This is a genomic window from Mesorhizobium sp. WSM4822 (genome assembly GCF_055811155.1).
In genome coordinates this window covers 14,198-41,093 of record NZ_JBVVQM010000005.1, presented here as the reverse complement: position 1 = coordinate 41,093, position 26,896 = coordinate 14,198, and the positions used below count along the sequence as shown (strand labels likewise).

Annotated in this window: 22 protein-coding genes and 1 riboswitch; of the genes, 17 read left to right on the top strand and 5 right to left on the bottom strand. The window is 64.0% G+C overall.

Annotated elements, in window-relative coordinates:
• Position 1 precedes the first annotated feature (1 nt).
• The 5 genes from cobG to AC0L3E_RS13245 all read right to left on the bottom strand — a co-directional run bounded on the left by cobG (position 2) and on the right by AC0L3E_RS13245 (position 8,008).
• Positions 2-1,555, bottom strand: coding sequence for a precorrin-3B synthase (gene cobG / locus AC0L3E_RS13265; RefSeq protein ID WP_473604923.1), 1,554 nt, complete (start codon positions 1,553-1,555; stop codon positions 2-4).
• Complete coding sequence (gene cobN / locus AC0L3E_RS13260; protein ID WP_473604922.1) at positions 1,552-5,034, bottom strand: cobaltochelatase subunit CobN; 3,483 nt, start codon at positions 5,032-5,034, stop codon at positions 1,552-1,554. The genes cobG and cobN overlap by 4 nt, the downstream gene beginning before the upstream one ends.
• 18 nt (positions 5,035-5,052) lie before the next feature.
• Positions 5,053-6,105, bottom strand: coding sequence for a cobalamin biosynthesis protein CobW (cobW, locus tag AC0L3E_RS13255; RefSeq protein ID WP_473604921.1), 1,053 nt, complete (start codon positions 6,103-6,105; stop codon positions 5,053-5,055).
• Between the two features lie 2 nt (positions 6,106-6,107).
• Positions 6,108-6,536: a DUF1636 family protein gene (locus tag AC0L3E_RS13250; RefSeq protein ID WP_127322371.1), complete on the bottom strand. Its 429-nt coding sequence runs from the start codon at positions 6,534-6,536 to the stop codon at positions 6,108-6,110.
• A 39-nt stretch (positions 6,537-6,575) separates the two neighbouring features.
• Positions 6,576-6,779, bottom strand: a riboswitch (cobalamin riboswitch).
• A 29-nt stretch (positions 6,780-6,808) separates the two neighbouring features.
• Positions 6,809-8,008, bottom strand: a complete 1,200-nt coding sequence (locus AC0L3E_RS13245) for a winged helix-turn-helix domain-containing protein (protein ID WP_473604920.1) — start codon at positions 8,006-8,008, stop codon at positions 6,809-6,811.
• 331 nt (positions 8,009-8,339) lie between these two features.
• Between AC0L3E_RS13245 and AC0L3E_RS13240 the strand changes: the two genes are divergently transcribed.
• From AC0L3E_RS13240 to AC0L3E_RS13160, 17 genes are all read left to right on the top strand, one after another.
• Positions 8,340-8,705: an NADH-quinone oxidoreductase subunit A gene (locus AC0L3E_RS13240; protein WP_006335683.1), complete on the top strand. Its 366-nt coding sequence runs from the start codon at positions 8,340-8,342 to the stop codon at positions 8,703-8,705.
• A complete protein-coding gene (locus AC0L3E_RS13235; protein ID WP_013531090.1) occupies positions 8,696-9,277 on the top strand; it encodes a NuoB/complex I 20 kDa subunit family protein in 582 nt (193 codons plus the stop codon). Before AC0L3E_RS13240 ends, AC0L3E_RS13235 begins: the two co-directional genes overlap by 10 nt.
• Before the next feature lie 4 nt (positions 9,278-9,281).
• Positions 9,282-9,884, top strand: coding sequence for an NADH-quinone oxidoreductase subunit C (locus AC0L3E_RS13230; RefSeq protein ID WP_473604919.1), 603 nt, complete (start codon positions 9,282-9,284; stop codon positions 9,882-9,884).
• Positions 9,885-11,075 (top strand): NADH-quinone oxidoreductase subunit D, encoded by a 1,191-nt coding sequence (locus AC0L3E_RS13225; protein WP_127260745.1) that lies wholly within the window; start codon positions 9,885-9,887, stop codon positions 11,073-11,075.
• The gene (locus tag AC0L3E_RS13220) at positions 11,076-12,356 is read left to right on the top strand and encodes an NADH-quinone oxidoreductase subunit E (protein ID WP_127268494.1); all 1,281 of its coding nucleotides are present in this window, start codon (positions 11,076-11,078) and stop codon (positions 12,354-12,356) included.
• A 10-nt stretch (positions 12,357-12,366) separates the two neighbouring features.
• Complete coding sequence (nuoF, locus tag AC0L3E_RS13215) at positions 12,367-13,671, top strand: NADH-quinone oxidoreductase subunit NuoF (RefSeq protein WP_127268495.1); 1,305 nt, start codon at positions 12,367-12,369, stop codon at positions 13,669-13,671.
• A 70-nt stretch (positions 13,672-13,741) separates the two neighbouring features.
• A complete protein-coding gene (locus tag AC0L3E_RS13210; protein ID WP_128308289.1) occupies positions 13,742-14,428 on the top strand; it encodes an NADH-ubiquinone dehydrogenase in 687 nt (228 codons plus the stop codon).
• Positions 14,429-14,501: 73 nt separating this feature from the next.
• The gene (gene nuoG / locus AC0L3E_RS13205; protein WP_473604918.1) at positions 14,502-16,583 is read left to right on the top strand and encodes an NADH-quinone oxidoreductase subunit NuoG; all 2,082 of its coding nucleotides are present in this window, start codon (positions 14,502-14,504) and stop codon (positions 16,581-16,583) included.
• A gap of 2 nt (positions 16,584-16,585) precedes the next feature.
• Positions 16,586-17,629, top strand: coding sequence for an NADH-quinone oxidoreductase subunit NuoH (nuoH, locus tag AC0L3E_RS13200; RefSeq protein ID WP_027034808.1), 1,044 nt, complete (start codon positions 16,586-16,588; stop codon positions 17,627-17,629).
• A complete protein-coding gene (gene nuoI / locus AC0L3E_RS13195) occupies positions 17,629-18,120 on the top strand; it encodes an NADH-quinone oxidoreductase subunit NuoI (RefSeq protein ID WP_023812382.1) in 492 nt (163 codons plus the stop codon). Before nuoH ends, nuoI begins: the two co-directional genes overlap by 1 nt.
• A 239-nt stretch (positions 18,121-18,359) precedes the next feature.
• Positions 18,360-18,980, top strand: coding sequence for an NADH-quinone oxidoreductase subunit J (locus AC0L3E_RS13190; protein ID WP_127267204.1), 621 nt, complete (start codon positions 18,360-18,362; stop codon positions 18,978-18,980).
• Between the two features lies 1 nt (position 18,981).
• Positions 18,982-19,290, top strand: a complete 309-nt coding sequence (nuoK, locus tag AC0L3E_RS13185) for an NADH-quinone oxidoreductase subunit NuoK (protein ID WP_010910101.1) — start codon at positions 18,982-18,984, stop codon at positions 19,288-19,290.
• A gap of 10 nt (positions 19,291-19,300) precedes the next feature.
• Positions 19,301-21,274: an NADH-quinone oxidoreductase subunit L gene (nuoL, locus tag AC0L3E_RS13180; RefSeq protein WP_127267203.1), complete on the top strand. Its 1,974-nt coding sequence runs from the start codon at positions 19,301-19,303 to the stop codon at positions 21,272-21,274.
• Positions 21,274-22,779 (top strand): NADH-quinone oxidoreductase subunit M, encoded by a 1,506-nt coding sequence (locus tag AC0L3E_RS13175; protein ID WP_127331476.1) that lies wholly within the window; start codon positions 21,274-21,276, stop codon positions 22,777-22,779. Before nuoL ends, AC0L3E_RS13175 begins: the two co-directional genes overlap by 1 nt.
• 18 nt (positions 22,780-22,797) lie before the next feature.
• Positions 22,798-24,234, top strand: coding sequence for an NADH-quinone oxidoreductase subunit NuoN (gene nuoN / locus AC0L3E_RS13170; protein WP_473604917.1), 1,437 nt, complete (start codon positions 22,798-22,800; stop codon positions 24,232-24,234).
• Positions 24,235-24,239: 5 nt separating this feature from the next.
• On the top strand, positions 24,240-25,061 hold the full coding sequence (locus tag AC0L3E_RS13165) for a biotin--[acetyl-CoA-carboxylase] ligase (RefSeq protein ID WP_473604916.1): 822 nt from the start codon (positions 24,240-24,242) through the stop codon (positions 25,059-25,061).
• A 118-nt stretch (positions 25,062-25,179) separates the two neighbouring features.
• Positions 25,180-26,850, top strand: coding sequence for a ribonuclease J (locus tag AC0L3E_RS13160; RefSeq protein ID WP_127267199.1), 1,671 nt, complete (start codon positions 25,180-25,182; stop codon positions 26,848-26,850).
• Positions 26,851-26,896: the final 46 nt, after the last annotated feature.

Genomic DNA, 26,896 nt, shown 5'->3' with positions numbered 1-26,896 from the left:
CTCATTTCCGTTTTTCAGTTTGGGCCTGTCGGTAAGCCTCGGCGATACCGGCCGGCCCGAGCCTTGTCAGGCAAGCAGCGGCAGTCTCGCCTTGATATCGTGCGCTGCGGATCATTGCCGCGACGCGGCCGATGCCGCGCGCGGCGTCATAGCCCGGCCTGTAGCCCGCAGGAAGGGCCTTTGCCGTCGCGTTCACGACAAGTCCGGCTCCGTTTTCGCCGCCGACAATCGTCAGCGTCGCCAGGCCGGGGTGGGCGCAGCCCTTGGCGCAGCCGGAAATGTGCAGGGTGAAGTCCGGGATGTCCGCAGTTTCAGCGGCAATCGTCTCGGCGATCTCGCGCGTGGCAATGCGGCCGGAGGCGCAGGCCGGCGTGCCGGGGCAAGCGGCTATGCGCGTGCGCGGGTCGGTGGGAGCGGTGACGAAACCGAGGGCGGTAGCGGTGTGTTGGAGGGGTTGGTTGGCTGCCGGTGGCTGACCGAGGAAGAGCAGGGCGCGGCCGGGGGCTAGGCGGATTTCTGAGGTGCCGAGGGCGAGGGCGTGTTGGGCGAGAGCGATGATCTTCTCTGCTGGCATGCTGCCGTAGGGGAGGGCGATGCCGAGGGCGGTGGCGTCGCCGGCTAAGGGGAAAAGGCCGATAGGTTTACGCGAGGCGCCCCCCTCTGTCCTGCCGGACATCTCCCCCTCAGGGGGGGAGATCGGCAGCTTAGGCGCCGGCTTTTCCTTACCAACACCGGAGATTGGCGAAACCATCGGTGGCAGCGTAATCTCCCCCCTTGAGGGGGAGATGTCTGGCAGGACAGAGGGGGGCGCCTCGCGCAAACTTGTCGAGCATAGCCAACCCGCCAGAGACACCAACTGCCTCTCAGTCAAATCCCTCGCATGAGCCTCGCGGCCTTTTTCGGCAATCATTCTTAGAGCCGCGACGGCGATGTCGCGAGCCGCACCTTCATCAGCAAACGCTAGCGGCTTCGCATTCCACCCATCACCCGCGACAGACACCCGCCACCGAACTCCTGCATCGACCCGCACTGCAGCAAGCCGCACATCGGCCGTCACCGAATCCATCGTCAACTGCCCACCGCCATCGATAATCACCGAAACCTTCGGCCCCAACCGTTGCGCAAGCCCAGCTTCTTCGATTGCAGCTCTGATCCGTTCAGCCAGTGGCCGGGGATCGGCAATCTCCTGCGGGTCGATGCCGGCCAGCGGGCCGGTCTCGACCGGCACGCCGGTGCGCACCGCGATATCAAGCGCATCGACCTCCGCCGCCAGCCGTGTGGCGCTGTCCGTCGTCAGCCCACGTATCTGCAGACTGCCGCGCGCGGTGACTTCCATGATGCCATTGCCATGCCGCAAGGCGGATTCGGCTAACCCGATCAAAAGCTTCGGCGACAATCCTCCAGAAGTCGGGCCTCCAGAAGTCGGGCCTCCAGAAGTCGGGCCTCCAGAAGATGGGCCTCCAGCAACCGGGTTGAGCCGCACCAAAAGCCCGTCGCCGGTTTGCATTGGCACCGACAAAGCCGGGCAGGCGCCGCGACGAGAGAAGGCGTTCATGCCGCCACGCCAAGCGCCTCGGCCTCGGCAATCATGGCCGTGAGATCGTCGTCGATGGAGTTGCGCAGGGGATGCCACAGGCCACGCCGTCGCGCCGACAGGAAGCGCTCGGCGATGACCTTGGCAGCGGCGGGGTTCTCGCGCAGGATGAAGGCCCGGACCAGTGGATCGCCGAGATAGGCATCGTGCACTGCCTCGATCAGCGTGCCCGAAATGGCATGCGTGGTTTCGGCGAAGCCGACCAGCCGGTCGACGGTTTCGGCAAATTCGGAGGCGCCGCGCGGGCCGTGGCGCATCTGTCCCGATATGAAGCGTGGATTGACGGCGCGGGCGCGCACCACCCGCGATACGGCCTCACTGAGCGAACGCGGCTTGGGCTTTTGCGGGTCCGTGGTGTCGAGCACGATGACGTCGGCATTCCTGCCAAGCGCTGCAAGGGCTGCGGAAAAGCCGCCGATAAAGGCGACATCGGCGGAGCCTTCGAGGATGTCGCGACCTGGGTCGTCGCCGGTGTGGACGAGAAGATCGGCCTCGGCGATGCGGGTTTCGAAGGCGCCGGGCGCGGAGACGCCTTCGCCCTCGGCGCCGCCATAGGCATGCGAGGTGGCGTCGAGATAGGCGCGGCCGATCTCTTCGCGCGCGCTCCAGTCGCCGGAGGACATGAGATCCTCGACGCCGGCGCCGTATGTGCCGGGTGAGGTGCCGAAGATGCGCGGGCTGATCTTGCCGTCAGCGCGGGTTTTGGCCGCGAGCGGGTTTTCCGTATCGTCCTCGTCGCGGGCGGCCACCGCGTTGGCGGCGGCATCGATCAGTGCGATCTGGGTCGGGAACATGTCGCGGAACAGGCCCGAAATGCGCCAGGTGACGTCGACGCGCGGCCGGCCGAGCGTGGCCGGCGGCAGCACTTCGATGCCGGTGATGCGGCCGGTCGCCGAATCCCATTGCGGCCGGCAGCCCATCAGCGCCAGGCCTTGGGCGATTTCCTCGCCGCCGGTGCGCAGTGAGGCCGAGCCCCAGAGATCGATGACCAGCGAGCGCGGCCAGTCGCCATGCGATTGCATGTAGCCGCGCACGACTTCCTCCGCCGCCGCCTTGCCCAGGTCATAGGCGGTCGGCGTCGGCATGGTCCGCGGGTCCGAGGTGAACAGATTGCGGCCGGTGGGCAAGACGTCGGAACGGCTCCGCGCGGGCGCGCCGGCCGGGCCGGCCTTAATGTGGCGGCCATCGAGCGCGGCGAGCAGCGCCGTCTTCTCGGCGTCGGCGCTCTGGCGGCGCATGGCGTCGGGCTCGTCATCGGGCGCGCGGCCATAGATATGCAGCCCGTCCTTGATGGCGAAATCCTTGAGGTCGCAGAGCCAGGCGTCGATGCGGCGCAGCGCTTCGTCCGGGGCGTCGGTCTTCCCGACGCCGGCTTCGGAGGCGAGACCGGTCTTTTGCGCGGTGTCGACGATCAGTTTCGCCAGACGGTCTCGGCGGCGGCGGTCTAGCCCGTCGGCCTGGGCATATTCATCGACCAGCCGCTCGAGCTTGTGTTGGTTTTCGTCGAGCCCGGCGCCGGTCAGCGGCGGTGGCAGATGGCCAAGGGTGACGGCGGCGATGCGGCGCTTGGCTTGCGCCGCTTCGCCTGGGTTGGAGACGATGAAGGGATAGACGACTGGCAAGGCGCCGGTGACGATCTCGGGAAAGCAGTTCTCCGAAAGCGCAACGGTCTTGCCCGGCAGCCACTCCAGCGTGCCATGCGCGCCGACATGGACCAGCGCGTGGACGCCGAGCGACTTGCGCAGCCATAGGCCAAAGGCGATCAGCGCATGGCGTGGGGGTAAAGTCGGGTCGTGGTAGTCGGCCCGGCGGTCGGCGGAGCGGCCGCGATCCGGGGCGAGGGCGATGGTGATGTTGCCGAAGGTGGCGGCGCGGAAGGGGAAGCTTCCGCGCGAGGGGGCCTCGCACAGCCCTAAGTCATCTTCTGCTGTCCCCCAAGCGGCTTCTACCGCTGTAATCGCACCCGTCGGCAATTCTGTCGAAAGAGCGAGATAATCGTCCAGCCTCAGCCCATCGCCGCTCAACCCCAGCAGCCCCAGCAGCCCCAGCAACTCACGCGGCGTCTCCGGAATCCCCTCAACCCCGTAGCCCTGATCCCGCAGGTCCTGCAGAATGGCCAGCACGCTGGACGGCACGTCGAGGCCGACGGCATAGCCGGTGCGGCCGGGGGCGCTGGGATAATCCGGCATCAGGATCGCCAGCTTGCGCTCGGCGCGGGGCGTCTCCTGCAGGCGGATAAAGGCCGCGACGCGGTCAGCCACTTGCGCCACGCGATCCGGTTCCGGCCGGTTGGCGAAAGCGCGGTGGCCAAGTGCTGGATCGATCTCGCTCTCGCCCTTGAAGGAAATGGCGCCGGCCAGGATGCGGCTGTCGAGCTCGGGCAGCACGACATGCATGGCAAGGTCGGCGGGCGCCAGGCCGCGCTGGTTGTTCTCCCAGATGTCGCGGCGGGTGGTGGCGACGATGACCTGGAAGACCGGCACGCCGGCGCGGTCGAACAAGGTTTCGACGCCCGGTTCGGCACCGGACGCGAAAGCGGTAGCGGTGACGATGGCGGCGGGTTTCAGTGAGGCGAGTGCTGTTTCCACGAACGCCAGGGATGCCGGGTCCTTGAGGCTGGAGACGAAGATGGGGACTGGGTTGATGCCGCGCTGTCGCAGAGCTTCAAAAAGTGCGTCGATCGGCGCGACATCGGCGGCCAGCAGCATCGAGCGGTAGAACAGGATAGGCACGACCTTTCCCTCCCCCTCGAGGGGAGGGTGGCCCGCAGGGCCGGGTGGGGTCGGTACGACCGGACGCGGCGTTTCTTTAGGCCGGCGCGCCTCGGAGAGGACCCCACCCCCGGCCTGCGGCCGGACCCTCCCCTCGAGGGGGAGGGGGACGACGCCGCGGCCGGGTTCGTAGTAGCCAGCTTTGGGCACGGCGACCGGTTCGACGAAAGGCGCATCCTGTCCCGCCAGCCGCGCCAATCTCCGCACCAGCGCGCTCATATTCGCCGGGCCGCCCTCGCGGAAATAGTCGAGCAGGCCGTCCAACTCTTCGCGCGGCAGCGTCGAGGCTTCGATCAGGCGCAAATCCTCGTCGCGGCATTCGCCGGGCAGCAGCGCCAGTTTTATGCCGCGTTCGCGGGCAGTCGAGGCGAGCTGGTCGCAGCCGTAGCGCCACCAGTCGTAGCCGCCGAGGATGCGCACCAGGATGATCTTGGCGTGGCGGGCGACGCTGTCGACCCAGAGGTCGACGGACATCGGATGGCGCAGGTCACGCAGTGCGGCCAGCCGCATCGAGGGCAGGCGGCCGGCATCGGCCTTCCAGGCTGCCGCCAGTCCGGCGAGGTCGCTGTCGGTGAAGGACAGGGCCACGATATCCGCCGGCGTCTGCCGCAGATCGACCGGCTCGGCGAGGTCGTCGAGCGAGGCGGATGTCGTGGTGAGGATGTGCATCGCGACCCGTGTCCGAAATCAGCCGGCGAGTATACGCTCGATCGCCGGGCGGTTCAGCCCCTTCAGGCCGATGACGACGAGGCGCGAGCGGCGGTCGTCCTGCGCGGTCCAGGCGCGGTCATAGTAATGATTGACGCGCGGCCCGACGGCCTGCAGCAAGAGCCGCATCGGCTTGCCGCCGACTTCGACGAAGCCTTTTACGCGCAGCACGTTCTCTTCTTCTGCGACGGTGGCGACGCGCTTTGCCAGCTCGTCCGGATTGGCGATCGAGGCAATGTCGACGATGAAGGTGTCGAAGTCGTCATGCTCGTGGTCGAACGCGCCGTCATGATGGGACTTGCGGTTCTCGATGTCGTCCTCGACGGCGAGACCGAGCCCGAGCAGCACCGAGGGATCGACCTTGCCATGCGATGTCGGCACGATCTTCACCGCGCGGGCGGAGTGTTCGCCAATGATGGTATTGGCGCGGGCGGTGCCGGCGGCGTCCATCAGGTCGCTCTTCGACAGGATGATCAGGTCGGCGCAGGCGATCTGATCCTCGAACAGTTCTTCCACCGGGTCGTCGTGGTCGAGCGTCTCGTCCCCGGCGCGCTGCGCCTGCAGGGCATCCATGTCGTTGGCGACGCGGCCTTCGGCCAAGGCCGGCCCGTCGACCACGGCAATGACGCCATCGACAGTCACCCGGCTTTTCACGCTCGGCCACTGAAAGGCCTGGACCAGCGGCTTGGGCAGCGCCAGGCCCGAAGTCTCGATCAGGATGTGGTCGACCCTCGGCGTCAGCGACAGGATCTTGTCAAGCGCCGGGACGAAATCATCGGCGACGGTGCAGCAGATGCAGCCATTGGCCAGTTCGACGATGTTTTCCTCCGGGCAGGTGTCGATGCCGCAGCCCTTGAGAATCTCGCCGTCGATGCCGATGTCGCCGAATTCGTTGACGATGATGGCAATGCGCTTGCCGCCGGCGTTTTCCAGGAGATGGCGGACCAGCGTCGTCTTGCCGGCGCCGAGGAAGCCGGTGACGACGGTGCAGGGAACGCGGGAGAGGTTCGCAGACGAATCTGGGGCAGTCATGGTCAGTCCTTCAGCAGGTCGAGGGGAGGGATGCGGGCAACGAGGCCGCGCTTCAGGCTATCGGGGCGGCCACGCCAGGGAATGAGACCGTCGGTCGAGGTGGCGAAAAGCTTGGCGCCCGTGACGAGGTCGGCGCCGCTGGTCTCGGTCAGGTCGCCAAAGACATAGCTCCAGCAGCCGTCGCGCAGGATGGCGGCGCTGAGGCGCCGCTTGCAATTGCCAAGGCATTCGACACTGCGGATGCGGATGTCGTCGCCGGATGCGGCGCGGCGCGTATCCTCCGCCAGCAATTCGCCGGCGCGGGGATGAGCGTCGGAGCCGGTCTCGTCGCGACAGGAGGCGCAGACGATGATGGTGACGCCGGCCAACGCATCATCATGGCCGGACGAAATATCCGCTGTGCCAGCCGAAAAACTGCTGTCGTGGTCCAAAGATCGGGCTCCTTGCCCGGAAACCCGCCGGGCGATCGGATTCTAAAGTCGCAGACGGCAGGTCTCCTGGCTCGCGGGTCATCGCCTTGGGTAGCCGCCTTCCCGGGAACTCCCAGTGGCTTTCGGCCTTGGCTCTTCGCTTACAGTTGCGGGGACAGCCGCGGATTTGGGATTTTGCCCCTCACCGCATTCCCTCTTAGCTCTTGCCGTTGCGGGCAAGAGACCATCTGAACCGGATTTAGGCTTTTGCGAGCGGCGGTGTCAACGCGAGCTTACGACATGGCGATGTCGGCCAGCGCCGGACCCAAATCGCCGGCCTGGGTCACTTCCATGCGCTCTAGGCCAAGCCAGCCCTGCATCTGCTTCAATTCCTCTAACAGTTCTGCAGCGGTTTCAGGCGGCGCACCCGGCTCGGCATAGGCCGCATGGACCCGCAGTATACTGGCCGGACGGTCGGCCTTGAGGTCGACGCGTGCCACGATCCTGTCGCCGAGCAGGAACGGCAGGACATAATAGCCGTATTGCCGCTTGTCGGCCGGCGTGTAGATCTCGATGCGGTAATGGAAATCGAACAGCCGCTCGGTGCGCGATCGTTCGAAGACAACCGGATCGAAGGGCGCCAGCAGGGCGCGGGCCCCGATTTTGCGCGGCAGGCGGGCGTCCCGGTGAAGATAGGCCGGCTTGTCCCAGCCTTCGACACGCACCGGCAGCAACTCGCCGGTTTCAACCAGTTCCTCCAGCCGGCCTTTCATGTCGGCCGGCGACAGGCGGAAATAATCGCGCAAATCGCCTGAAGTCGCCACGCCGTGGGCGCGGGCGGAAATGCGCAGCAATTCGCGGTGCGCGTCCTCAGGCGTCGGCACTGGGAGGTCGAGGATCGCCTGCGGCAGCACGCGCTCGGGCAGATCATAGAAGCGCTCGAACCCGCGACGATGCGCCGTGGTGATGCGGCCTGCCCAGAACAGCCATTCGAATGCGTGCTTGGCATGGCTCCAGCCCCACCAGCCACCCGAGCCTTTCTGGCCTTCGAGCGCGGAAGCGGCAATCGGGCCGCGCTCGGCGACCTGGCGGTAAATCTCTTCGATATAGGCGGCGTGCTCGCGGCCCCATTTGGCGAGGCCCAGATACATTTCGTCGCCGCGCTCGGCGCGCTGCATGCGCCAGCGCATCAGCGGGTAGGTCTCGACCGGCAGGAAGGACGCCTCGTGCGCCCAGTATTCGAAAACCGTGCGCTTACGCGTCACGGCCGCGTTGTCGAGCAGCGAGAACGGGTAGGGACCAAGGCGCGAATAGAGCGGCATATAATGAGCGCGCACCACCGCGCTGACGGAATCGATCTGCAGCAGGCCGGTGCGGGAGAGGGTGCGGGCAAAATGCCGGCGGTCGGGCGTGCCGGTCGGGCGGGGATCGAGAAACCCCTGGGCGGCAAGCGCGATGCGACGGGCCGTGGGGAGCGAGATCTTTTCCTTCATGCAGGCATCACTTTGAAGTGTTTTGACCGAGGGTCGAATGGCTGATTCCAACCCATGCTAGCAGGGTTTTGGCGGCATCCATGTCAGGAGAGAAAAGTGGAGTGAAAAGCGAAGGAAATCAAACAGGAGCGGATCGGACCAGTTTGCCGCGATATGCCGTCCAGGTCGGTGTTTTGAACAAGGTTTGACTTGCTTCGCTGGAAGTGCTGCGCTAACCCTCGCCGCGTTGCAGCATAGGCCCTTAAAACGGTTCAGCGGTTAAACTGTCACGCTTCCGCATTAGGGTCCGGTGCTGTAATCAAAGTGGATTGGCGCCAACGGAAAGCCGAGCATGAACGCACTCTTGAGCTCATACCTGCCCATCGTCCTGTTCATAGGCGTGGCGCTGGTTGTCGGCCTGGCGCTGCTGGTCGCGCCCTTCCTGGTGGCCTACCGCAATCCCGATCCCGAAAAGCTTTCCGCCTATGAATGCGGTTTCAACTCGTTCGACGACGCGCGCATGAAGTTCGACATCCGTTTCTACCTGGTGTCGATCCTGTTCATCATCTTCGACCTGGAAGTGGCCTTCCTGTTTCCGTGGGCGGTGTCGTTTTCGAAGATCGGCATGCTCGGTTTCTGGTCGATGATGGTGTTTTTGGCGGTGCTGACCATCGGCTTTGCCTATGAATGGAAAAAAGGAGCGCTGGAATGGGATTGAACGACAGTTCAGGCACCCTCGTCGCGCCGAAGCCCAAGGGTATTATCGATCCCAACACCGGCAGGCCGGTGGGGGAGGACGATCCCTTCTTCCTCGAGATCAACAATGAGTTGGCCGACAAGGGCTTTTTGGTCACTTCGACCGAGGCGCTCATCACCTGGGCGCGCAGCGGGTCGCTGATGTTCATGACGTTCGGCCTCGCTTGCTGCGCGGTCGAGATGATCCACACCTCGATGCCGCGCTATGATTCGGAGCGGTTCGGCGTCGCGCCGCGCGCGTCCCCGCGCCAGTCCGACATCATGATCGTCGCCGGCACGCTGACCAACAAGATGGCGCCGGCGCTGCGCAAGGTCTACGACCAGATGCCGGAACCGCGCTACGTCATCTCGATGGGCTCCTGCGCCAATGGCGGCGGCTACTACCACTACTCCTATTCGGTGGTGCGCGGCTGCGACCGCATCGTGCCCGTCGATATCTATGTGCCCGGCTGCCCGCCGAGCGCCGAAGCGCTGCTCTACGGCATTCTTCTCTTGCAGAAGAAGATCCGCCGCACCGGCACGATCGAACGGTAAATCCATGACCGCATCCCTGAGCGAACTGTCGAACTATCTCGGCGAGAAGCTGATCGGCCGCGTGGACGAGGCTGATATCGCCTATGGCGAACTCACCATCCATGTCGAGCCGCGCGATCTGGTCGAGGTGATGACGTTCCTGCGCGACGATGCGCGCTGCCAGTTCATCTCGATCATCGACGTCTGCGGCGCCGACTATCCGTCGCGGGCCAAGCGTTTCGACGTCGTCTATCATCTGTTGTCGCCGAAGCAGAATGTGCGCATCCGCGTCAAGGTGCAGGCCGACGAGGAAACCATGGTGCCGTCGATCACCGGCGTGTTCCCAGGCGCCGACTGGTTCGAGCGCGAGACCTATGATCTCTACGGCGTGCTGTTTTCGGGCCATCCCGATCTGCGCCGCCTGCTGACCGACTATGGTTTCGAAGGCCATCCGCTGCGCAAGGATTTCCCGCTGACCGGCTTCGTCGAGGTGCGCTACGACGACGAGGCCAAGCGCGTTATCTATGAGCCGGTCGAGCTCAAGCAGGAATTCCGCAATTTCGATTTTTTGTCCCCGTGGGAAGGTACGGATTACGTGCTGCCGGGTGACGAGAAGGTAAAGCAGTAAATGGCTGAAACCTCGGTCCGCAACTTCAACATCAATTTCGGCCCGCAACACCCTGCGGCGCACGGCGTTTTGCGCCTTGTGCTGGAGCTGGACGGCGAAGTCGTCGATCGCGTCGATCCGCATATCGGGCTCTTGCATCGCGGCACCGAAAAGCTGATCGAGGCCAAAACCTACCTGCAGGCGATTCCCTATCTCGACCGGCTCGACTATTGCGCGCCGATGAACCAGGAGCACGCCTTCGCGCTCGCCGCCGAGCGCCTGCTCGGCATCGAAGTGCCGAAGCGCGGCCAGCTGATCCGCGTTCTCTACTGCGAAATCGGCCGCATCATGTCGCACATCCTCAATGTGACGACGCAGGCGATGGACGTCGGCGCGCTGACGCCGCCGCTGTGGGGCTTCGTCGAGCGCGAAAAGCTGATGGTGTTCTATGAGCGCGCCTCGGGTTCGCGCATGCATGCCGCCTATTTCCGTCCCGGCGGCGTCCACCAGGACCTGCCGCAGAAACTGGTCGAGGACATCGGCAAGTGGATCGACCCGTTCCTGAAGTCGATCGACGACCTCGATCAGCTGCTGACCGGCAACCGCATCTTCAAGCAGCGCAATGTCGACATCGGCATCGTCTCGCTGGCCGATGCCTGGGCCTGGGGTTTTTCGGGCGTGATGGTGCGCGGTTCGGGCGCTGCCTGGGACCTGCGCAAGTCGCAGCCCTATGAATGCTATTCGGAAATGGATTTCGACATTCCGATCGGCAAGAACGGCGACTGCTTCGACCGCTATCTCGTACGCATGGAAGAAATGCGCCAGTCTGCGAAGATCATGCGCCAGTGCGTCGATCTCCTGCTCGGCAAGGAAAGCACCGGGCCGGTGTCGAACCTCGACGGCAAGGTGGTGCCGCCCAAGCGCCAGGCGATGAAGCGCTCGATGGAAGCGCTGATCCATCACTTCAAGCTCTACACCGAGGGTTATCGCGTGCCGGCCGGCGAGGTTTACGCCGCGGTCGAGGCGCCGAAGGGCGAATTCGGCGTCTATCTGGTTTCCGACGGCTCCAACAAGCCCTACCGCTGCAAGCTGCGCGCGCCGGGTTTCGCACATCTGCAGGCGATGGATTTCCTCTGCCGCGGCCACATGCTGGCCGACGTCACCGCCGTTCTCGGCTCCCTCGACATCGTGTTTGGTGAGGTCGATCGCTAAATGTCAGTCCGCCGTCTCGCAGAAGCCAGCGTCCAGCCAGCATCCTTCGCCTTCAACCGGGCGAACGCGGCTGCGGCGAAGCAATGGATCAAGAAGTACCCGAAGGGCCGTGAGCAGTCGGCCATCATTCCCTTGCTGATGATAGCGCAGGAGCAGGAAGGCTGGGTGACGAAGGCGGCCATCGAGACGATTTCCGACATGCTCGGCATGCCGCGTATCCGCGGGCTCGAAGTCGCGACCTTCTACACGCAGTATCAGTTGAATCCGGTCGGCACGCGTGCGCATATCCAGGTCTGCGGCACCACGCCCTGCATGCTGCGCGGTTCGGAAGCGCTTATGGATGTCTGCCGCTCCAAAATCCATCACGACCAGTTCCACGCCAACGACAAGGGCACCTTGTCCTGGGAAGAGGTCGAATGCCTTGGCGCCTGCGTCAACGCGCCGATGGTCATGATCTTCAAGGACACGTTCGAGGATCTGACGCCGGAACGCCTGGCTGAAATCATCGATCTCTATGACGCCGGCAAGGGTGCTTCGGTGGAACCGGGGCCGCAGAACGGCCGCACCGGCTCCGAGCCGGCCTCCGGCCTCACCACGCTGAAGAGCGAAAAGGCGATCCTCAAGTCGACCCGCGAAAGGGAGGCCAGGGAGGCCGCCAAGGCCGCCAGGGCGGCGCCCGACGCGATCATCGCGGCGCCTGTGCCGGGGCCGGCCGCGGCCCCTGTCGCACCGTCCAACACCAGCAAGCCGAAGACCGACGCCCCTGAAACCAGCCCGGCATTGAAGACGCCTTCAAAAACCAAGGTCGCGCCGGCGGTTGAAAAGGCGGCGAGCGTTGCCGCGCCGCTGCATTCGGCCGCCAACGCCAACAAGGCGGACTCCAAGGTCGAGCAGGTTTCCAAGCAGCGCAGCGGTCCGATAACCAAGGCCGAGCCGGCATCCGCCTTCAAGGCGCCGGAGGTCAAGGTGCCGGCGGCCAAGCCGGCCAAACCGTCGCTCGGGGACAAAAACCGTCCGGCCGGAATCGATAAACCGGCACAGGTCGACGACCTCAAGCTGATCTCCGGCGTCGGCCCCAAGATCGAGGGCATCCTGCATACGCTGGGCATTTTCACCTTCGCGCAGGTCGCGTCGTGGAAGAAGGCCGAACGCGAGTGGGTGGATGGCTATCTCTCTTTCCAGGGCCGCATCGATCGCGACGACTGGGTCAAGCAGGCCAAGGCGCTCGCCAAGGGTGGCGTCGCCGAATACATCCGCGTCTTCGGCAAGAAGCCGGTCTGAGGGACGAAAAATGCTTCAGGACAAAGACCGCATCTTCACCAATATCTACGGCCTGTTCGACAAGTCGCTGGCCGGCGCGATGGCGCGCGGCGCCTGGGACAACACGCCCGGCATCGTTGCCAAGGGGCGCGAATGGATCGTCAACGAGATGAAGGCGTCGGGCCTGCGCGGCCGCGGCGGCGCCGGCTTCCCGACCGGTCTCAAATGGTCGTTCATGCCCAAGCAGAGCGATGGCCGGCCGAGCTATCTCGTCATCAACGCCGACGAATCCGAGCCCGGCACCTGCAAGGACCGCGACATTCTGCGCAACGACCCGCACACGCTGGTCGAGGGCGCGCTGCTTGCCGGCTTCGCCATGGGCGCGATTGCCGCCTACATCTATGTGCGCGGCGAGTTCATCCGCGAGCGCGAGGCGCTGCAGCGCGCGATCGAGGAGGCCTATGAGGCCAAGCTGATCGGCAAGAACAACACCTCCGGCTATGATTTCGACATCTACATGCACCACGGCGCCGGCGCCTATATCTGCGGCGAGGAGACTGCACTCCTCGAAAGCCTCGAAGGCAAGAAGGGCCAGCCGCGGCTGAAGCCGCCATTCCCGGCCAATGTCGGCCTCTATGGCTGCCCGACCACGGTCAACAATGTCGAATCGATCGCGGTTGCGCCGACCATCCTGCGCCGAGGAGCGGCCTGGTTCTCGTCCTTCGGCCGGCCCAACAATGTCGGCACCAAGCTGTTTTGCATCTCCGGCCACGTCAACAATCCGTGCACGGTCGAAGAGGCGATGTCGATCCCGTTCCGCGAGCTCATCGAGACGCATTGCGGCGGCATTCGCGGTGGCTGGGACAATCTTTTGGCGGTCATACCGGGCGGCGCCTCGGTGCCGCTGGTGCCGGCGGAGCAGATCATCGACACGCCGATGGATTTCGACGCGCTGCGCGACCTCAAATCCGGCCTTGGAACCGCGGCTGTCATCGTCATGGACAAGTCGACCGATGTCGTGAAGGCGATCGCGCGGCTTTCCTACTTCTACAAGCACGAGAGCTGCGGCCAGTGCACGCCATGCCGCGAAGGCACCGGCTGGATGTGGCGGGTGATGGAACGGCTGGTGCGCGGCGAGGCGCAGAAGCGCGAGATCGATATGCTGCTCGACGTCACCAAGCAGATCGAGGGCCATACGATCTGCGCGCTTGGCGACGCGGCGGCATGGCCGATCCAGGGACTGATGCGGCATTTCCGCGGCGAAGTGGAGCGGCGCATCGACGAGTTTTCGCGCAATGCGCACCGGGCCGAGCCTGTGATGGTGGCGGCGGAATAGAAGAATGTTTACGCGGGCGGAAGTCCGCAGCGAAGGGCGGGGCGAACGAAGAAACGACCAGGAGAACTCTATGGCGCCGTATTCGAACCCGCTGATGCCCAATTTGGACCAGATCGAGAAGATGAACCAGGACTTGACCAGGATGATGCCGAAGGAGATGGCCAGCGCCGTCAACCTTTTCGTGCATCCTGTGGCGGGTGCGGCGGCGATGTCGGCGCTTGGCCTCGGGCTCGCCAATCATGCTTTCGGCGTCTGGCTGGGCGCGCTTTCAGGCGCAGCAGAAGCCTCGCAGCGGCTGCTGCAGCCGATCGTCGATGATTTCGAGGCGCGCGTCGCGCAGTTCGAAGATCCAAGTCCTTCCTCCACCAAGGCACGGGCGACGGCGAAAACCATGATCGCCGAGGCGCAGTCCTTCGCCCGGGAGGTCACCGATATTGCCGCCAAGGAAGCCGCCACTGCCGTGCCGGCCGCAAACGCCGCTCCGGCGACAAGCGGCGCCGGCGATGCGCTGATGCCCGATGATTTCAGGCAGCCCAACGCCATGGAGAAGCCGGCCATTCCGGCAGATCTCAAGGCCATCTCGGGCATCGGGCCGAAGCTGGAAAAGGTTCTCAACGGCCTCGGTATCTGGACCTATGCCCAGATCGCGGCATGGACGCCGCAAGAGGTTGCCTGGGTCGAGGATTATCTGTCGCTCGGCGGCCGTATCGGCCGCGACGATTGGACAGCCCAAGCGGCGGCGCTCGCCGTCAAGTGAATGAAATGCCTGACGTGGTCTCGACCGCGTCCGGACAAAGAGATTGCGGGAACTCCGCAGGGGTTTGAGGCGAATGGCAAAGCTCAAGGTCGACGGGAAAGAGATCACTGTACCCGACCACTACACGCTGCTGCAGGCGGCGGAAGACGCTGGCGCGGAAGTGCCGCGCTTCTGCTTCCATGAGCGGCTCTCGATCGCCGGCAATTGCCGCATGTGCCTGATCGAGGTGAAGGGCGGGCCGCCCAAGCCGCAGGCCTCCTGCGCCATGAACGTGCGCGACCTGCGTCCTGGGCCGAATGGCGAGGCGCCGGAAATCTTCACCAACACGCCGATGGTCAAGAAGGCCAGGGAAGGCGTGATGGAGTTCCTGCTGATCAACCATCCGCTGGATTGCCCGATCTGCGACCAGGGCGGCGAATGCGACCTGCAGGACCAGGCGATGGCGTTCGGCGTCGATTCCTCGCGCTATCACGAGAACAAGCGCGCGGTCGAAGACAAATACATCGGGCCGCTGGTGAAGACGGTGATGAACCGCTGCATCCACTGCACGCGCTGCGTCCGCTTCACCACCGAAGTCGCCGGCATTTCCGAGCTCGGCCTGATCGGCCGCGGCGAGGATGCAGAGATCACCACCTATCTCGAACAGGCGATGACCTCGGAGCTGCAGGGCAATGTCATCGACCTGTGCCCGGTCGGCGCGTTGACCTCGAAGCCATTCGCCTTCCAGGCGCGGCCGTGGGAGCTGACCAAGACCGAGTCCATCGATGTGATGGATGCGGTCGGCTCGGCGATCCGTGTCGATAGCCGGGGCCGTGAAGTGATGCGCATCCTGCCGCGCGTCAACGAGGCGGTGAACGAGGAGTGGATCTCCGACAAGACCCGATTTATCTGGGACGGCCTGCGCACGCAGCGTCTCGACCGCCCCTATGTGCGCAAGGACGGCAGGCTGGTTGCCGCCAGCTGGGCCGAGGCCTTCGCCGCGATCAAGGACGCGGTATCGAAGACGGCGCCCGAAAAGATCGGCGCTATCGCGGGCGATCTCGCCGCCGTCGAGGAAACCTATGCGCTCAAGCTGCTGATGGCTTCGCTCGGCTCGAAGAATACCGATTGCCGCCAGGACGGCGCCGCACTCGACCCGGCGCTCGGCCGGGCGAGCTATATCTTCAACCCGACCATCGAAGGAATCGAGCAGGCCGATGCGGTGCTGATCATCGGCGCCAATCCGCGCTATGAAGCCTCGGTGCTCAACGCCCGTATCCGCAAGCGCTGGCGGATCGGCAATCTGCCGGTCGGCGTCATCGGCGATGTTGGCGATACCCGCTACGACTACGAACAGCTGGGCGCCGGACCGGATTCGCTGAAGGATTTGGCCGACGGCAACGGCAAGTTCTTCCAGACGCTGAAGAAGGCGACACGCCCTCTGATCATCGTTGGCCAGGGCGCGCTGGCGCGTGCCGATGGCGCGGCCGTGCTCGGACAGGCGGCCAAGCTCGCCGCCGCCGTAAACGCTGCCCGCGCTGACTGGAACGGCTTTGCCGTGCTGCACAACGCGGCCGGACGTGTCGGCGGCCTCGACCTCGGCTTCGTGCCGGGCGAGGGCGGCAGAAACGTCGCCGGCATGCTGGGCGAAATGGAGCTCCTGTTCCTGCTCGGCGCCGACGAGATCGACATGGCCAAGACCGGCGGCGCTTTCGTCGTCTATATCGGCACGCATGGCGACCAGGGCGCGCACCGCGCCAATGTCATCCTGCCGGCGGCCGCCTACACGGAAAAGTCGGCCACCTATGTCAACACCGAAGGCCGCGTGCAGCAGACCAACCGCGCCGGCTTCGCGCCAGGCGAGGCGCGCGAGGACTGGGCGATCCTGCGGGCGCTGTCAGATGTGCTGGGCAAGAAACTGCCGTTTGATTCGCTGCCGCAGCTGCGCGCCAAGCTCTATGGCGAATGCCCGCATCTGGCCCGTATCGATCAGGTCGCGGCCGGCAATGCCGAGGACATCGCCGGGGTGGCGAAGCTCGGCGGGCGGCTGAACAAGGGCACCTTCACCTCGCCGGTGACGGATTTCTACCTGACCAACCCGATCGCGCGGGCATCGGCCGTGATGGCGGAATGCTCGGCACTGGCCAAGAGCGGCTTCAAGCAGGCGGCGGAATAAGCATGGACACTTTCTTCTCCTTCTACGTGCTGCCGGCGCTGATCATTCTGCTGAAATCGGTCGTGCTGATCGTTATCCTGCTGATTTTCGTTGCCTACATCCTCTACGCCGACCGCAAGATCTGGGCGGCGGTGCAACTGCGCCGTGGCCCGAACGTCGTCGGCCCCTGGGGCACGCTGCAAGCTTTCGCCGATCTGCTGAAATTCGTCTTCAAGGAGCCGGTCATCCCGTCCGGCGCCAACAAGGGCGTGTTCCTGCTGGCGCCGCTGGTCTCGGCCGTGCTGGCGATCTCGGCCTGGGCGGTCATTCCGGTCAATCAGGGCTGGGCGATCGCCAACGTCAATGTCGGCATCCTCTATGTCTTCGCCATCTCCTCGCTTGAGGTCTATGGCGTGATCATGGGCGGCTGGGCCTCCAACTCGAAATATCCGTTCCTCGGCGCGCTGCGTTCGGCCGCTCAGATGGTGTCCTACGAGGTCTCGATCGGCTTCGTCATCGTCACCGTTCTGCTCACCGCCGGCTCGCTCAACCTCACCGATATCGTTTTGTCGCAGCATGATGGAATTGGTACGCGGCTTGGCCTGCCCAACACCTTCCTCGACTGGAACTGGCTGGCGCTGTTCCCGATGTTCATCATCTTCTTCATCTCGGCGCTGGCCGAGACGAACCGGCCGCCCTTCGATCTGGTGGAAGCCGAATCGGAACTGGTCGCCGGCCACATGGTCGAATATTCGTCGACGCCGTTCCTTTTGTTCTTCCTCGGCGAGTATGTCGCCATCGTGCTGATGTGCGCGCTGGCCACCATCCTGTTCCTCGGCGGCTGGCTGCCTCCGTTCGACTTCGCGCCGTTCACCTGGGTGCCGGGCGTCATCTGGTTCGTGCTGAAAGTCTGCTTCGTGTTCTTCGGCATCTCCATGGTGAAGGCCTTCGTGCCGCGCTACCGCTACGACCAACTGATGCGGCTTGGCTGGAAAGTGTTCCTGCCGATCTCGCTGTTCATGGTGGTCGCCACCGCCGCCTTCCTCAAGATCACGGGGTTTGCGTGATGTCCGCTCTTTCCCAAGCCGCCAAATCGCTGCTGCTGCAGGATTTCGTCAGCGCCTTCTTCCTGTCGATGCGCCAGTTCTTCGCGCCGAAGGAGACGATCAACTATCCGCACGAGAAGGGGCCGACCAGTCCGCGCTTCCGCGGCGAGCATGCGCTGCGCCGCTATCCCAATGGCGAGGAACGCTGCATCGCCTGCAAGCTGTGCGAGGCAATCTGCCCGGCGCAGGCCATCACCATCGAGGCCGGCCCGCGCCGCAATGACGGCACGCGCCGCACGGTTCGCTACGACATCGACATGGTGAAGTGCATCTATTGCGGCTTCTGCCAGGAAGCCTGCCCGGTCGACGCCATCGTCGAGGGGCCGAATTTCGAATTCGCGACGGAGACGCGTGAGGAACTCTACTACGACAAGGACAAGCTGTTGGCGAATGGCGACCGGTGGGAGCGCGAACTGGCGCGCAACATCTCGCTGGACTCGCCCTACCGCTGATATTTGACGCATGGGCGGGGCAGGGGCCTCGTCCAGAGGATGATCCCGAAAAGTTGCGGACTTTTCGGACCAGATCATGCTCCGGAATACAGAGTGGCCCATGTTTCTTTCGATCGGGCCTTTCAACCCGATCGGAACATGGGCTAGGACAACGCGGCTTTGGAACCGGAGGCGGAACCAGGCCAGAGACAACAAACAGGACGAGCGTCCTGTTCGTACAGGAACCCGGGGGATCCCCAATGTTGAGTGGACTAGAGGCGGCCTTTTTCTACCTCTTCGCCTTTGTCGCGGTGGCGTCGGCGTTCATGGTCATTTCGTCGCGCAACCCCGTGCATTCGGTGCTGTTCCTGATCCTGACCTTTTTCAACGCCGCCGGCCTGTTCATGCTGACCGGGGCCGAGTTCCTGGCGATGATCCTGCTCGTCGTCTATGTCGGCGCGGTGATGGTGCTGTTCCTGTTCGTCGTCATGATGCTCGACGTCGATTTCGCCGAGATGAAGGAAGGCGCTCTGCAATATGCGCCGATCGGCGCGCTGGTCGGGCTGATCCTGGCGGCGGAGCTGATCGTCGTTCTCGGCGGCTACACTTTCGCGCCGCAGCTCGCTTCGACGGTCTCCAAGCCCATTCCGGATCTCGCCACGCGGACCAACACCGCCGCGCTCGGCGACATCCTCTATACCGACTACCTCTACTACTTCCAGATTTCGGGCCTCGTGCTGCTGGTCGCCATGATCGGCGCCATCGTGCTGACCCTGCGCCATAAGCCAGGCGTCAAGCGGCAGTCGATCGCGGCCCAGGTCGGCCGCACGCCGGCGACCGGCATGGAAATCCGCAAGGTCAAGACAGGCGAGGGACTCTGAGATGGTTGTCGGCATCGCGCATTATCTGACCGTATCGGCTGTTCTGTTCACGCTCGGCGTGTTCGGCATCTTCCTGAACCGCAAGAACGTCATCGTCATCCTGATGTCGGTCGAGCTGATCCTGCTGGCGGTCAACATCAATTTCGTCGCCTTTTCGGCAGCACTCGGCGATCTGGTCGGCCAGGTGTTCGCGCTGTTCGTGCTGACGGTCGCGGCGGCTGAGGCCGCCATCGGGCTTGCCATTCTCGTCGTCTTCTTCCGCAACCGCGGCTCGATCGCGGTCGAAGACGTGAACATGATGAAGGGTTGACGGAACCACCATGTATCAGGCCATCGTCTTCCTTCCCCTCCTCGGCTTCCTGATCGTCGGCCTGTTCGGCACGTCGCTCGGCGCCAAGGCGTCCGAATACATCACCTCCGGTTTCCTGGTGATCGCGGCGGTGCTGTCGTGGGTCGCTTTCTTCACCGTCGGTTTCGGCCATGGCGAGGTGTTCACCGTGCCGGTGATGCGCTGGATCCAGTCAGGCGGGCTGGAAGCGGCCTGGGCGCTCAGGATCGACACGCTGACGGTGGTGATGCTGGTGGTGGTCAACACCGTGTCGGCGCTGGTTCACATCTATTCGATCGGCTACATGCACCACGATCCGAACCGGCCGCGCTTCTTCGCCTATCTGTCGCTGTTCACCTTCGCCATGCTGATGCTGGTGACATCAGACAATCTGGTGCAGATGTTCTTCGGCTGGGAAGGGGTGGGCCTCGCCTCCTATCTGCTGATCGGCTTCTGGTACAAGAAGCCGTCGGCCAATGCCGCGGCAATCAAGGCCTTCGTCGTCAACCGCGTCGGCGATTTCGGCTTCGCGCTCGGCATTTTCGGCCTGTTCGTGCTGTTCGGCTCGGTCAATCTCGGCACCATCTTCGCCAATGCGGCGACGTTCATTCCGGCCGAAGGCGCCCCGCACGGCGCCGCGGTGCTGACCTTCCTCGGCTATGCGCTGGACAAGCAGGCGGCCATGACGATCGTCTGCCTGCTCCTGTTCATGGGCGCCATGGGCAAGTCGGCGCAAGTGCCGCTGCACACCTGGCTGCCGGATGCCATGGAAGGCCCGACACCGGTTTCCGCGCTGATCCATGCCGCCACCATGGTGACGGCCGGCGTGTTCATGCTGGCACGGCTGTCTCCGCTGTTCGAACTGTCGCATTCGGCGCTGACTGTGGTGACCTTCATCGGTGCCTTCACGGCCTTCTTCGCGGCCACCGTCGGTCTCGTCCAGAACGACATCAAGCGCGTCATCGCCTACTCGACCTGCTCGCAGCTCGGCTACATGTTCGTGGCACTCGGCGTCGGCGCCTATGGCGCGGCGATCTTTCACCTGTTCACGCATGCCTTCTTCAAGGCGCTGCTGTTCCTCGGCTCGGGCTCGGTCATCCATGCCGTGTCCGACGAGCAGGACATGCGCAAGATGGGCGGCCTCAGGAAACTGATCCCGACCACCTACTGGATGATGGTGATCGGCACGCTGGCGCTGACCGGCGTCGGCATTCCGGTGACGGTCATCGGCACCGCCGGCTTCTTCTCCAAGGACGCCATCATCGAGAGCGCCTTTGCCGGCCACAATTCGGTTGCCGGCATGGCCTTCGTGCTTTTGGTCATCGCCGCCTGCTTCACCTCCTTCTACTCCTGGCGGCTGATCTTCATGACCTTCCACGGCAAGCCGCGGGCGAGCCATGAGGTGATGCACCATGTCCATGAATCGCCGCCGGTGATGCTGGTGCCGCTGTTCATCCTGGCCGCGGGCGCGCTGTTTGCCGGCGTCATCTTCCACGGTGCCTTCATCGGCGAGGGCTATGCCGAGTTCTGGAAGGCATCGCTGTTCACACTGCCTGACAACCACATCCTGCACGACATCCACGAATTGCCGCTGTGGGTCGAACTGTCGCCCTTCATCGCCATGCTGATCGGCTTCGCGCTGGCCTGGAAATTCTACATCCGCTCGCCGGAAATGCCGGTCAACCTCGCCGCGCAGCATCGCGGGCTCTACGCCTTCCTGCTCAACAAGTGGTATTTCGACGAGCTCTACGACTTCCTGTTCGTGCGGCCCGCCAAGCGCCTCGGCCATTTCCTGTGGAAGACCGGCGACGGCACCATCATCGACGGCCTTGGCCCGGATGGCATTGCGGCGCGCGTCGTCGATGTCACCGACCGCGTCGTCAAGCTGCAGACCGGCTATCTCTACCACTACGCCTTCGCCATGCTGATCGGCGTTGCCGCACTCGTCACCTGGATGATGCTCTGATGACCGCCTGGCCAATCCTCTCGCTGGTCACCTTCCTGCCGCTGGTTGGTGTGCTGCTTATCCTGTTCATCAATGACGACAGCGAAAATGCACGCCGCAACATCCGCGCCATCGCGCTGTTGACGACGACTTTCACGTTCATCATCTCGCTGTTCATCTGGACCGGATTTGACAATTCGCAGTCCGGCTTCCAGTTCGTCGAGAAGGTCGCCTGGCTCGACTCCGGCATTTCCTACCATATGGGCGTCGACGGCATCTCGATGCTGTTCGTCATCTTGACGACGTTCCTGATGCCGCTCTGCATCCTGGCGTCGTGGGAATCGATCGAGAAGCGCGTGAAGGCCTACATGATCGCCTTCCTGCTGCTCGAAACGCTGATGATCGGCGTGTTCTGCGCGCTGGACATCGTGCTGTTCTACGTCTTCTTCGAAGCCGGCCTGATCCCGATGTTCATCATTATCGGCGTCTGGGGCGGCAAGCGGCGCGTCTACGCCTCGTTCAAGTTCTTCCTCTACACGCTCGCCGGCTCGGTGCTGATGCTGCTCGCCATCATGGCGATGTTCTTCCAGTCCGGCACAACCGACATCCCGACGCTGCTGACCCACAACTTCCCGGCCAACATGCAGACATGGCTATGGCTTGCCTTCTTCGCCTCCTTCGCGGTGAAGATGCCGATGTGGCCGGTGCACACCTGGCTGCCCGACGCGCACGTCGAGGCGCCGACGGCGGGCTCCGTCATCCTGGCCGGCATCCTGTTGAAGATGGGCGGGTACGGTTTCCTGCGGTTCTCCTTGCCGATGTTCCCGCTGGCGTCGGAAATGTTCGCGCCGCTGGTCTTCGCGCTGTCCGTCGTCGCCATCATCTACACCTCGCTGGTGGCGCTGATGCAGGAGGACATGAAGAAGCTGATCGCCTATTCGTCGGTTGCTCATATGGGCTTCGTCACCATGGGCATCTTCGCCATGAACCAGGAAGGCGTGCAGGGCGCGATCTTCCAGATGCTCAGCCACGGCCTCGTCTCCGGCGCGCTGTTCCTGTGCGTCGGCGTCATCTACGATCGCATGCACACACGTGAGATCGCGGCCTATGGCGGCCTGGTCAACAACATGCCGAAATACGCCACGGTGTTCCTGATCTTCACCATGGCCAATGTCGGCCTGCCCGGTACCAGCGGCTTCGTCGGCGAGTTCCTGACCATGCTCGGCGTGTTCCGGGTCAACACCTGGGTGGCGTTCTTCGCCGCCACCGGCGTCATCCTGTCGGCCGCCTACGCGCTCTGGCTCTACCGCCGGGTGATCTTCGGTGCGCTGACCAAGGACAGCCTGAAGGGCCTGCTCGACCTGTCGCTGCGCGAGAAGGTGATCATCTACCCGCTGGTCGTTCTGGTCATCTTCTTCGGCGTCTATCCCGCCCCGGTCTTCGACGCGACGGCCGAATCGGTCAAGTCGCTCGTCACCAATGTCACTGCATCCATCGGCGCCGCGCAGACCGCGGCGGCGAACTGACCAGAGGTTTTGCGAACCATGACGCCGGACCTTCTCTCCAGCCTGTCGCTCTCGACGCCAGAGCTGATCCTTGCCGTCGGCGCGCTGGCGCTGCTGATGGTCGGAGCCTATTCGCGCGCCAACACGGCCAACACGGTAACCGGCCTTGCGGTGGCCGTGCTGGCGATCGCAGGCGCCTGGCTGATCTTCCGGACCGGGCAGGGCAGCGCTTACGGCAATGCCTTCATCCAGGATTCCTTCGCCCGCTTCATGAAGGTGCTGGCGCTGGTCGGCTCGGCGGTGACGCTGGTGATGTCGATGCGCTTTGCCAAGGCTGAACGCTTCGACAAGTTCGAATATCCGGTGCTGATCCTGCTGTGCACGCTCGGCATGATGCTGATGATCTCCGCCAATGGCATGATCGGGCTCTATCTCGGCCTCGAACTGCAATCGCTGGCGATCTACGTGCTGTGCGCGATCAACCGCGACAATCTGCGTTCGACTGAGGCTGGCCTCAAATATTTCGTCCTCGGCGCGCTGTCGTCGGGCATGCTGCTCTATGGCATCAGCCTGGTCTATGGCTACACCGGCAACACCGGCTTCCAGGAAATCGCTTCTGCGCTCGGCAGCGGCGAGCGCCAGCTTGGCCTCGTTTTCGGCCTCGTCTTCGTGCTGGCCGGCCTGGCCTTCAAGATCTCGGCGGTGCCGTTCCACATGTGGACGCCAGACGTCTATGAGGGCGCGCCGACGCCGGTGACGGCCTTTTTGGCGGCGGCGCCCAAGATGGCGGCGATGGCGCTGATGGTGCGCGTCACCATGGGTGCGTTCAAGCCGATCGCCTCCGACTGGCAGCAGATCATCGTCTTCATCTCGATCGCCTCGATGGCACTTGGTGCTTTCGCCGCCATCGGCCAGACCAACATCAAGCGGCTTATGGCCTATTCCTCGATCGGCCATATGGGCTACGCGCTGGTCGGCCTTGCCGCCAACAGCCAGGCCGGCGTGCGCGGCGTTGCCATCTACATGCTGATCTATCTGGTGATGACGCTCGGCACCTTCGCCTTCATCCTCGCCATGCGGCGCAAGGAAGGCAATGTCGAGCAGATCAGCGACCTGGCCGGCCTGTCGTCGACCAATCCTATCATGGCGACGATCCTGACCATCCTGATGTTCTCCCTGGCCGGCATTCCGCCGCTCGCCGGCTTCTGGGGGAAATGGTACGTCTTCCTCGCCGCCATCAACGCCAATCTCTATGCGCTGGCGATCATCGGCGTGCTGGCCTCGGTGGTGGGCGCCTATTATTACCTGCGCATCATCAAGATCATGTGGTTCGACGAACCGGTCGGCGGTTTCGTGCCGATGGCGACGGAGTTGCGTGTCGTGCTCGGCGTCTCCGGCGCCTTCGTGCTGTTCTATGTGCTGATCGGCGGGCCGATAGGCACCTACGCCGAAGCCGCCGCCAAGACGTTTTTCTAGTCGGCATGGCATTTCGGCTGGCTCCAACCTCGGCGTCGGAAGGGTTCCGGCTCGAGGCGCATGAGAGCGTCGGCTCCACCAATGCGCTGGCACTGGACCACGCAAGGGCAGGCGACCCCGGCAGATTGTGGGTCGTTTCCAAGAAGCAGGAAAGCGGGCGTGGCCGACGCGGCCGCGTCTGGGCGACCCCCGAAGGCAACCTGGCGGCGACGCTGCTCGTCATCACCAAGGCAGAGCTTCGCCTTGCCGCGACGCTGGGCTTCGTCGCCGGACTGGCGCTGGCCGATGCGCTCGACGCCGTGGTGCCGAAGGGCCGGATCGCCATCGGCCCCGACGGTGGCAGCGAAGGAAAGAACCGTTTCGAACTCAAATGGCCGAACGACGTGCTTGCCTCCGGCGCCAAGCTGGCCGGCATCCTGCTGGAATCGGCAATCCTGGATGGCGGCCGTTTCGCGGTGGCGGTCGGCATAGGCGTCAATGTGGTGGCATACCCCGAGGATTTGCCCTATCCCGCAACATCACTCAGTGCGCTGGGCGCGGCATGTGATGCGGAAACACTGTTCCTGGCGCTGTCGGATGCATGGAGCGAGAATGCCCGATTGTGGGACGAGGGGCGCGGACTTGCCGCCGTCAGGCGACGCTGGCTTGATCGTGCTGCGGGGCTCGGCGGCGAAGTTGCTGTCAGAATTGACGGTAATGTGGTGCGTGGGGTGTTTGAGACCATTGACGAGGACTGCCGTTTCGTGATCCGCGACGATGAAGGTTCGGTTCGGACGATCGCCGCCGGCGATGTGCATTTCGGCGCGGTCGCTTCGGCCAGGGCATAGGGCCGTTCATGAACGGTTCTAACTGTTTGTTTTTGCGCAACTCCGGTGGGAAAACCGTTACACACTTTTCCCGGAATTGCTTTTTAGGCTTGGCCTGAGGGCCAGGAAGGGAAAAATCATGGCGAAAGCGGAAACCGCCGAACTCGTCTTCGTGCCGCTCGGCGGCGTCGGCGAGATCGGCATGAACTTCGCTCTTTACGGCTACGGGCCGCCCAATGCGCGCGAATGGATCGTCATCGATGTCGGGGTGACCTTCCCCGATGCCAGCCTGCCGGGCGTCGACCTTGTGCTGCCCGACACGCGCTTCATCGAGGAGAACCTCGCCAATCTGCGCGGCATCATCATCACGCATGCGCATGAAGACCATTATGGCGCGCTGCTCGACACATGGCCGAAGCTGAAGGCGCCGGTCTGGATGACGCCGTTCAGCGCCGGCCTGCTGGAAGCCAAGCGGCAAGGCGAGCAGGGCGCGCCGAAAATACCGGTGACGATCTACCGGGCGGGCGAGAAATTCACAGTCGGCCCGTTCGAGATCGAAGCCATTCCGGTCGCGCACTCGATTCCCGAGCCGATGTCGCTGGCGATTACCTCGCCGGCCGGCACCGTCATCCATACCGGTGACTGGAAGATCGATCCGGAGCCGACGATCGGGCCGAAGACCGACGAGGCGCGTTTCCGGGCCTATGGCGACAAGGGCGTTCTGGCGCTGATCTGCGATTCGACCAATGCGCTGCGCGAAGGTGAGTCGCCTTCGGAAGTGGCTGTGGGCGAGGGCCTCAAGGGCGTCATCCAGGCTGCCAAGGGCCGTGTCGCCGTCACCACATTCTCCTCCAATGTCGGACGCATCGTCTCGATCGCCAAAGCGGCGCGCGATGCCGGACGCCAGTGCCTGGTGCTTGGCCGTTCGCTGAAGCGGGTCATCGATGTGGCCGGCGAACTCGGCTACATGGACGGTCTGCCGGAGTTCATCGCCGAGGAGGATTTTGGTTTCATCCCGCGCGAGAACCTGGTCATCATCTGCACCGGCAGCCAGGGCGAGCCACTGGCCGCACTGGCCAAGCTGTCGCGCGAAGAGATGAAGTCGGTGTCACTGACGGCGGGCGACACGGTGGTGTTTTCCTCGCGTACCATTCCCGGCAACGAGAAGGCGATCCTCGAGATCAAGAACCGCCTCATCGACCTCGGCGTCAAGATCATCGAGGACGGCGATGCACTGGTGCATGTCTCCGGCCATCCGCGGCGCAGCGAATTGCGCAAGATGTATGAATGGGTGCGCCCGCAGATCGGCGTTCCCGTGCATGGCGAGGCGGCACATCTGGTGGCGCAGGGCTCGCTGATGTCGACATCGGGCATCGGCCAGGTGGCGCAGGTGCGCGACGGCGACATGCTCAGGCTTGCTCCCGGCCCAGCCACCATCATGGATCAGGTGCCGTTCGGCCGTATCTACAAGGATGGCAGACTGATCGGCACCGATCAGGCGATGGGCATTCGCGACCGGCGCAAACTGTCCTTTGCCGGCCACGTGGCGGTCAATGTCGTCCTGGACGACAAATATGAGCTTGCCGGCGACCCCGACCTGGTCGCCATCGGCGTCGCCGAGGCCGATGGCCGTGGCGAGTCGCTGGAAGATCTGATGATCGATGCGGCAATCGGCGCGGTGGACTCGATCCCCCGTCAGCGCCGAAAAGACCTCGACCTCGTGCAAGAAGCAGTGCGGCGCGCCGTGCGCGGCGCCGCCAACGAAGCCTGGGGCAAGAAGCCGCTGGTGACTGTATTCGTCACAAGATGACGAAAGGGAGTACGGGAGTAGGGGAGTAGGAAGAGCAAACAGCTGA

Bases quoted from the DNA above. Each gene is read 5' to 3' on its own strand.
- cobG (WP_473604923.1), bottom strand. From the start codon at position 1,555: ATGAACGCCTTCTCTCGTCGCGGCGCCTGCCCGGCTTTGTCGGTGCCA.
- cobN (WP_473604922.1), bottom strand. From the start codon at position 5,034: ATGCACATCCTCACCACGACATCCGCCTCGCTCGACGACCTCGCCGAG.
- cobW (WP_473604921.1), bottom strand. From the start codon at position 6,105: ATGACTGCCCCAGATTCGTCTGCGAACCTCTCCCGCGTTCCCTGCACC.
- AC0L3E_RS13245 (WP_473604920.1), bottom strand. From the start codon at position 8,008: ATGAAGGAAAAGATCTCGCTCCCCACGGCCCGTCGCATCGCGCTTGCC.
- AC0L3E_RS13240 (WP_006335683.1), top strand. From the start codon at position 8,340: ATGAACGCACTCTTGAGCTCATACCTGCCCATCGTCCTGTTCATAGGC.
- AC0L3E_RS13235 (WP_013531090.1), top strand. From the start codon at position 8,696: ATGGGATTGAACGACAGTTCAGGCACCCTCGTCGCGCCGAAGCCCAAG.
- AC0L3E_RS13230 (WP_473604919.1), top strand. From the start codon at position 9,282: ATGACCGCATCCCTGAGCGAACTGTCGAACTATCTCGGCGAGAAGCTG.
- AC0L3E_RS13225 (WP_127260745.1), top strand. From the start codon at position 9,885: ATGGCTGAAACCTCGGTCCGCAACTTCAACATCAATTTCGGCCCGCAA.
- AC0L3E_RS13220 (WP_127268494.1), top strand. From the start codon at position 11,076: ATGTCAGTCCGCCGTCTCGCAGAAGCCAGCGTCCAGCCAGCATCCTTC.
- nuoF (WP_127268495.1), top strand. From the start codon at position 12,367: ATGCTTCAGGACAAAGACCGCATCTTCACCAATATCTACGGCCTGTTC.
- AC0L3E_RS13210 (WP_128308289.1), top strand. From the start codon at position 13,742: ATGGCGCCGTATTCGAACCCGCTGATGCCCAATTTGGACCAGATCGAG.
- nuoG (WP_473604918.1), top strand. From the start codon at position 14,502: ATGGCAAAGCTCAAGGTCGACGGGAAAGAGATCACTGTACCCGACCAC.
- nuoH (WP_027034808.1), top strand. From the start codon at position 16,586: ATGGACACTTTCTTCTCCTTCTACGTGCTGCCGGCGCTGATCATTCTG.
- nuoI (WP_023812382.1), top strand. From the start codon at position 17,629: ATGTCCGCTCTTTCCCAAGCCGCCAAATCGCTGCTGCTGCAGGATTTC.
- AC0L3E_RS13190 (WP_127267204.1), top strand. From the start codon at position 18,360: ATGTTGAGTGGACTAGAGGCGGCCTTTTTCTACCTCTTCGCCTTTGTC.
- nuoK (WP_010910101.1), top strand. From the start codon at position 18,982: ATGGTTGTCGGCATCGCGCATTATCTGACCGTATCGGCTGTTCTGTTC.
- nuoL (WP_127267203.1), top strand. From the start codon at position 19,301: ATGTATCAGGCCATCGTCTTCCTTCCCCTCCTCGGCTTCCTGATCGTC.
- AC0L3E_RS13175 (WP_127331476.1), top strand. From the start codon at position 21,274: ATGACCGCCTGGCCAATCCTCTCGCTGGTCACCTTCCTGCCGCTGGTT.
- nuoN (WP_473604917.1), top strand. From the start codon at position 22,798: ATGACGCCGGACCTTCTCTCCAGCCTGTCGCTCTCGACGCCAGAGCTG.
- AC0L3E_RS13165 (WP_473604916.1), top strand. From the start codon at position 24,240: ATGGCATTTCGGCTGGCTCCAACCTCGGCGTCGGAAGGGTTCCGGCTC.
- AC0L3E_RS13160 (WP_127267199.1), top strand. From the start codon at position 25,180: ATGGCGAAAGCGGAAACCGCCGAACTCGTCTTCGTGCCGCTCGGCGGC.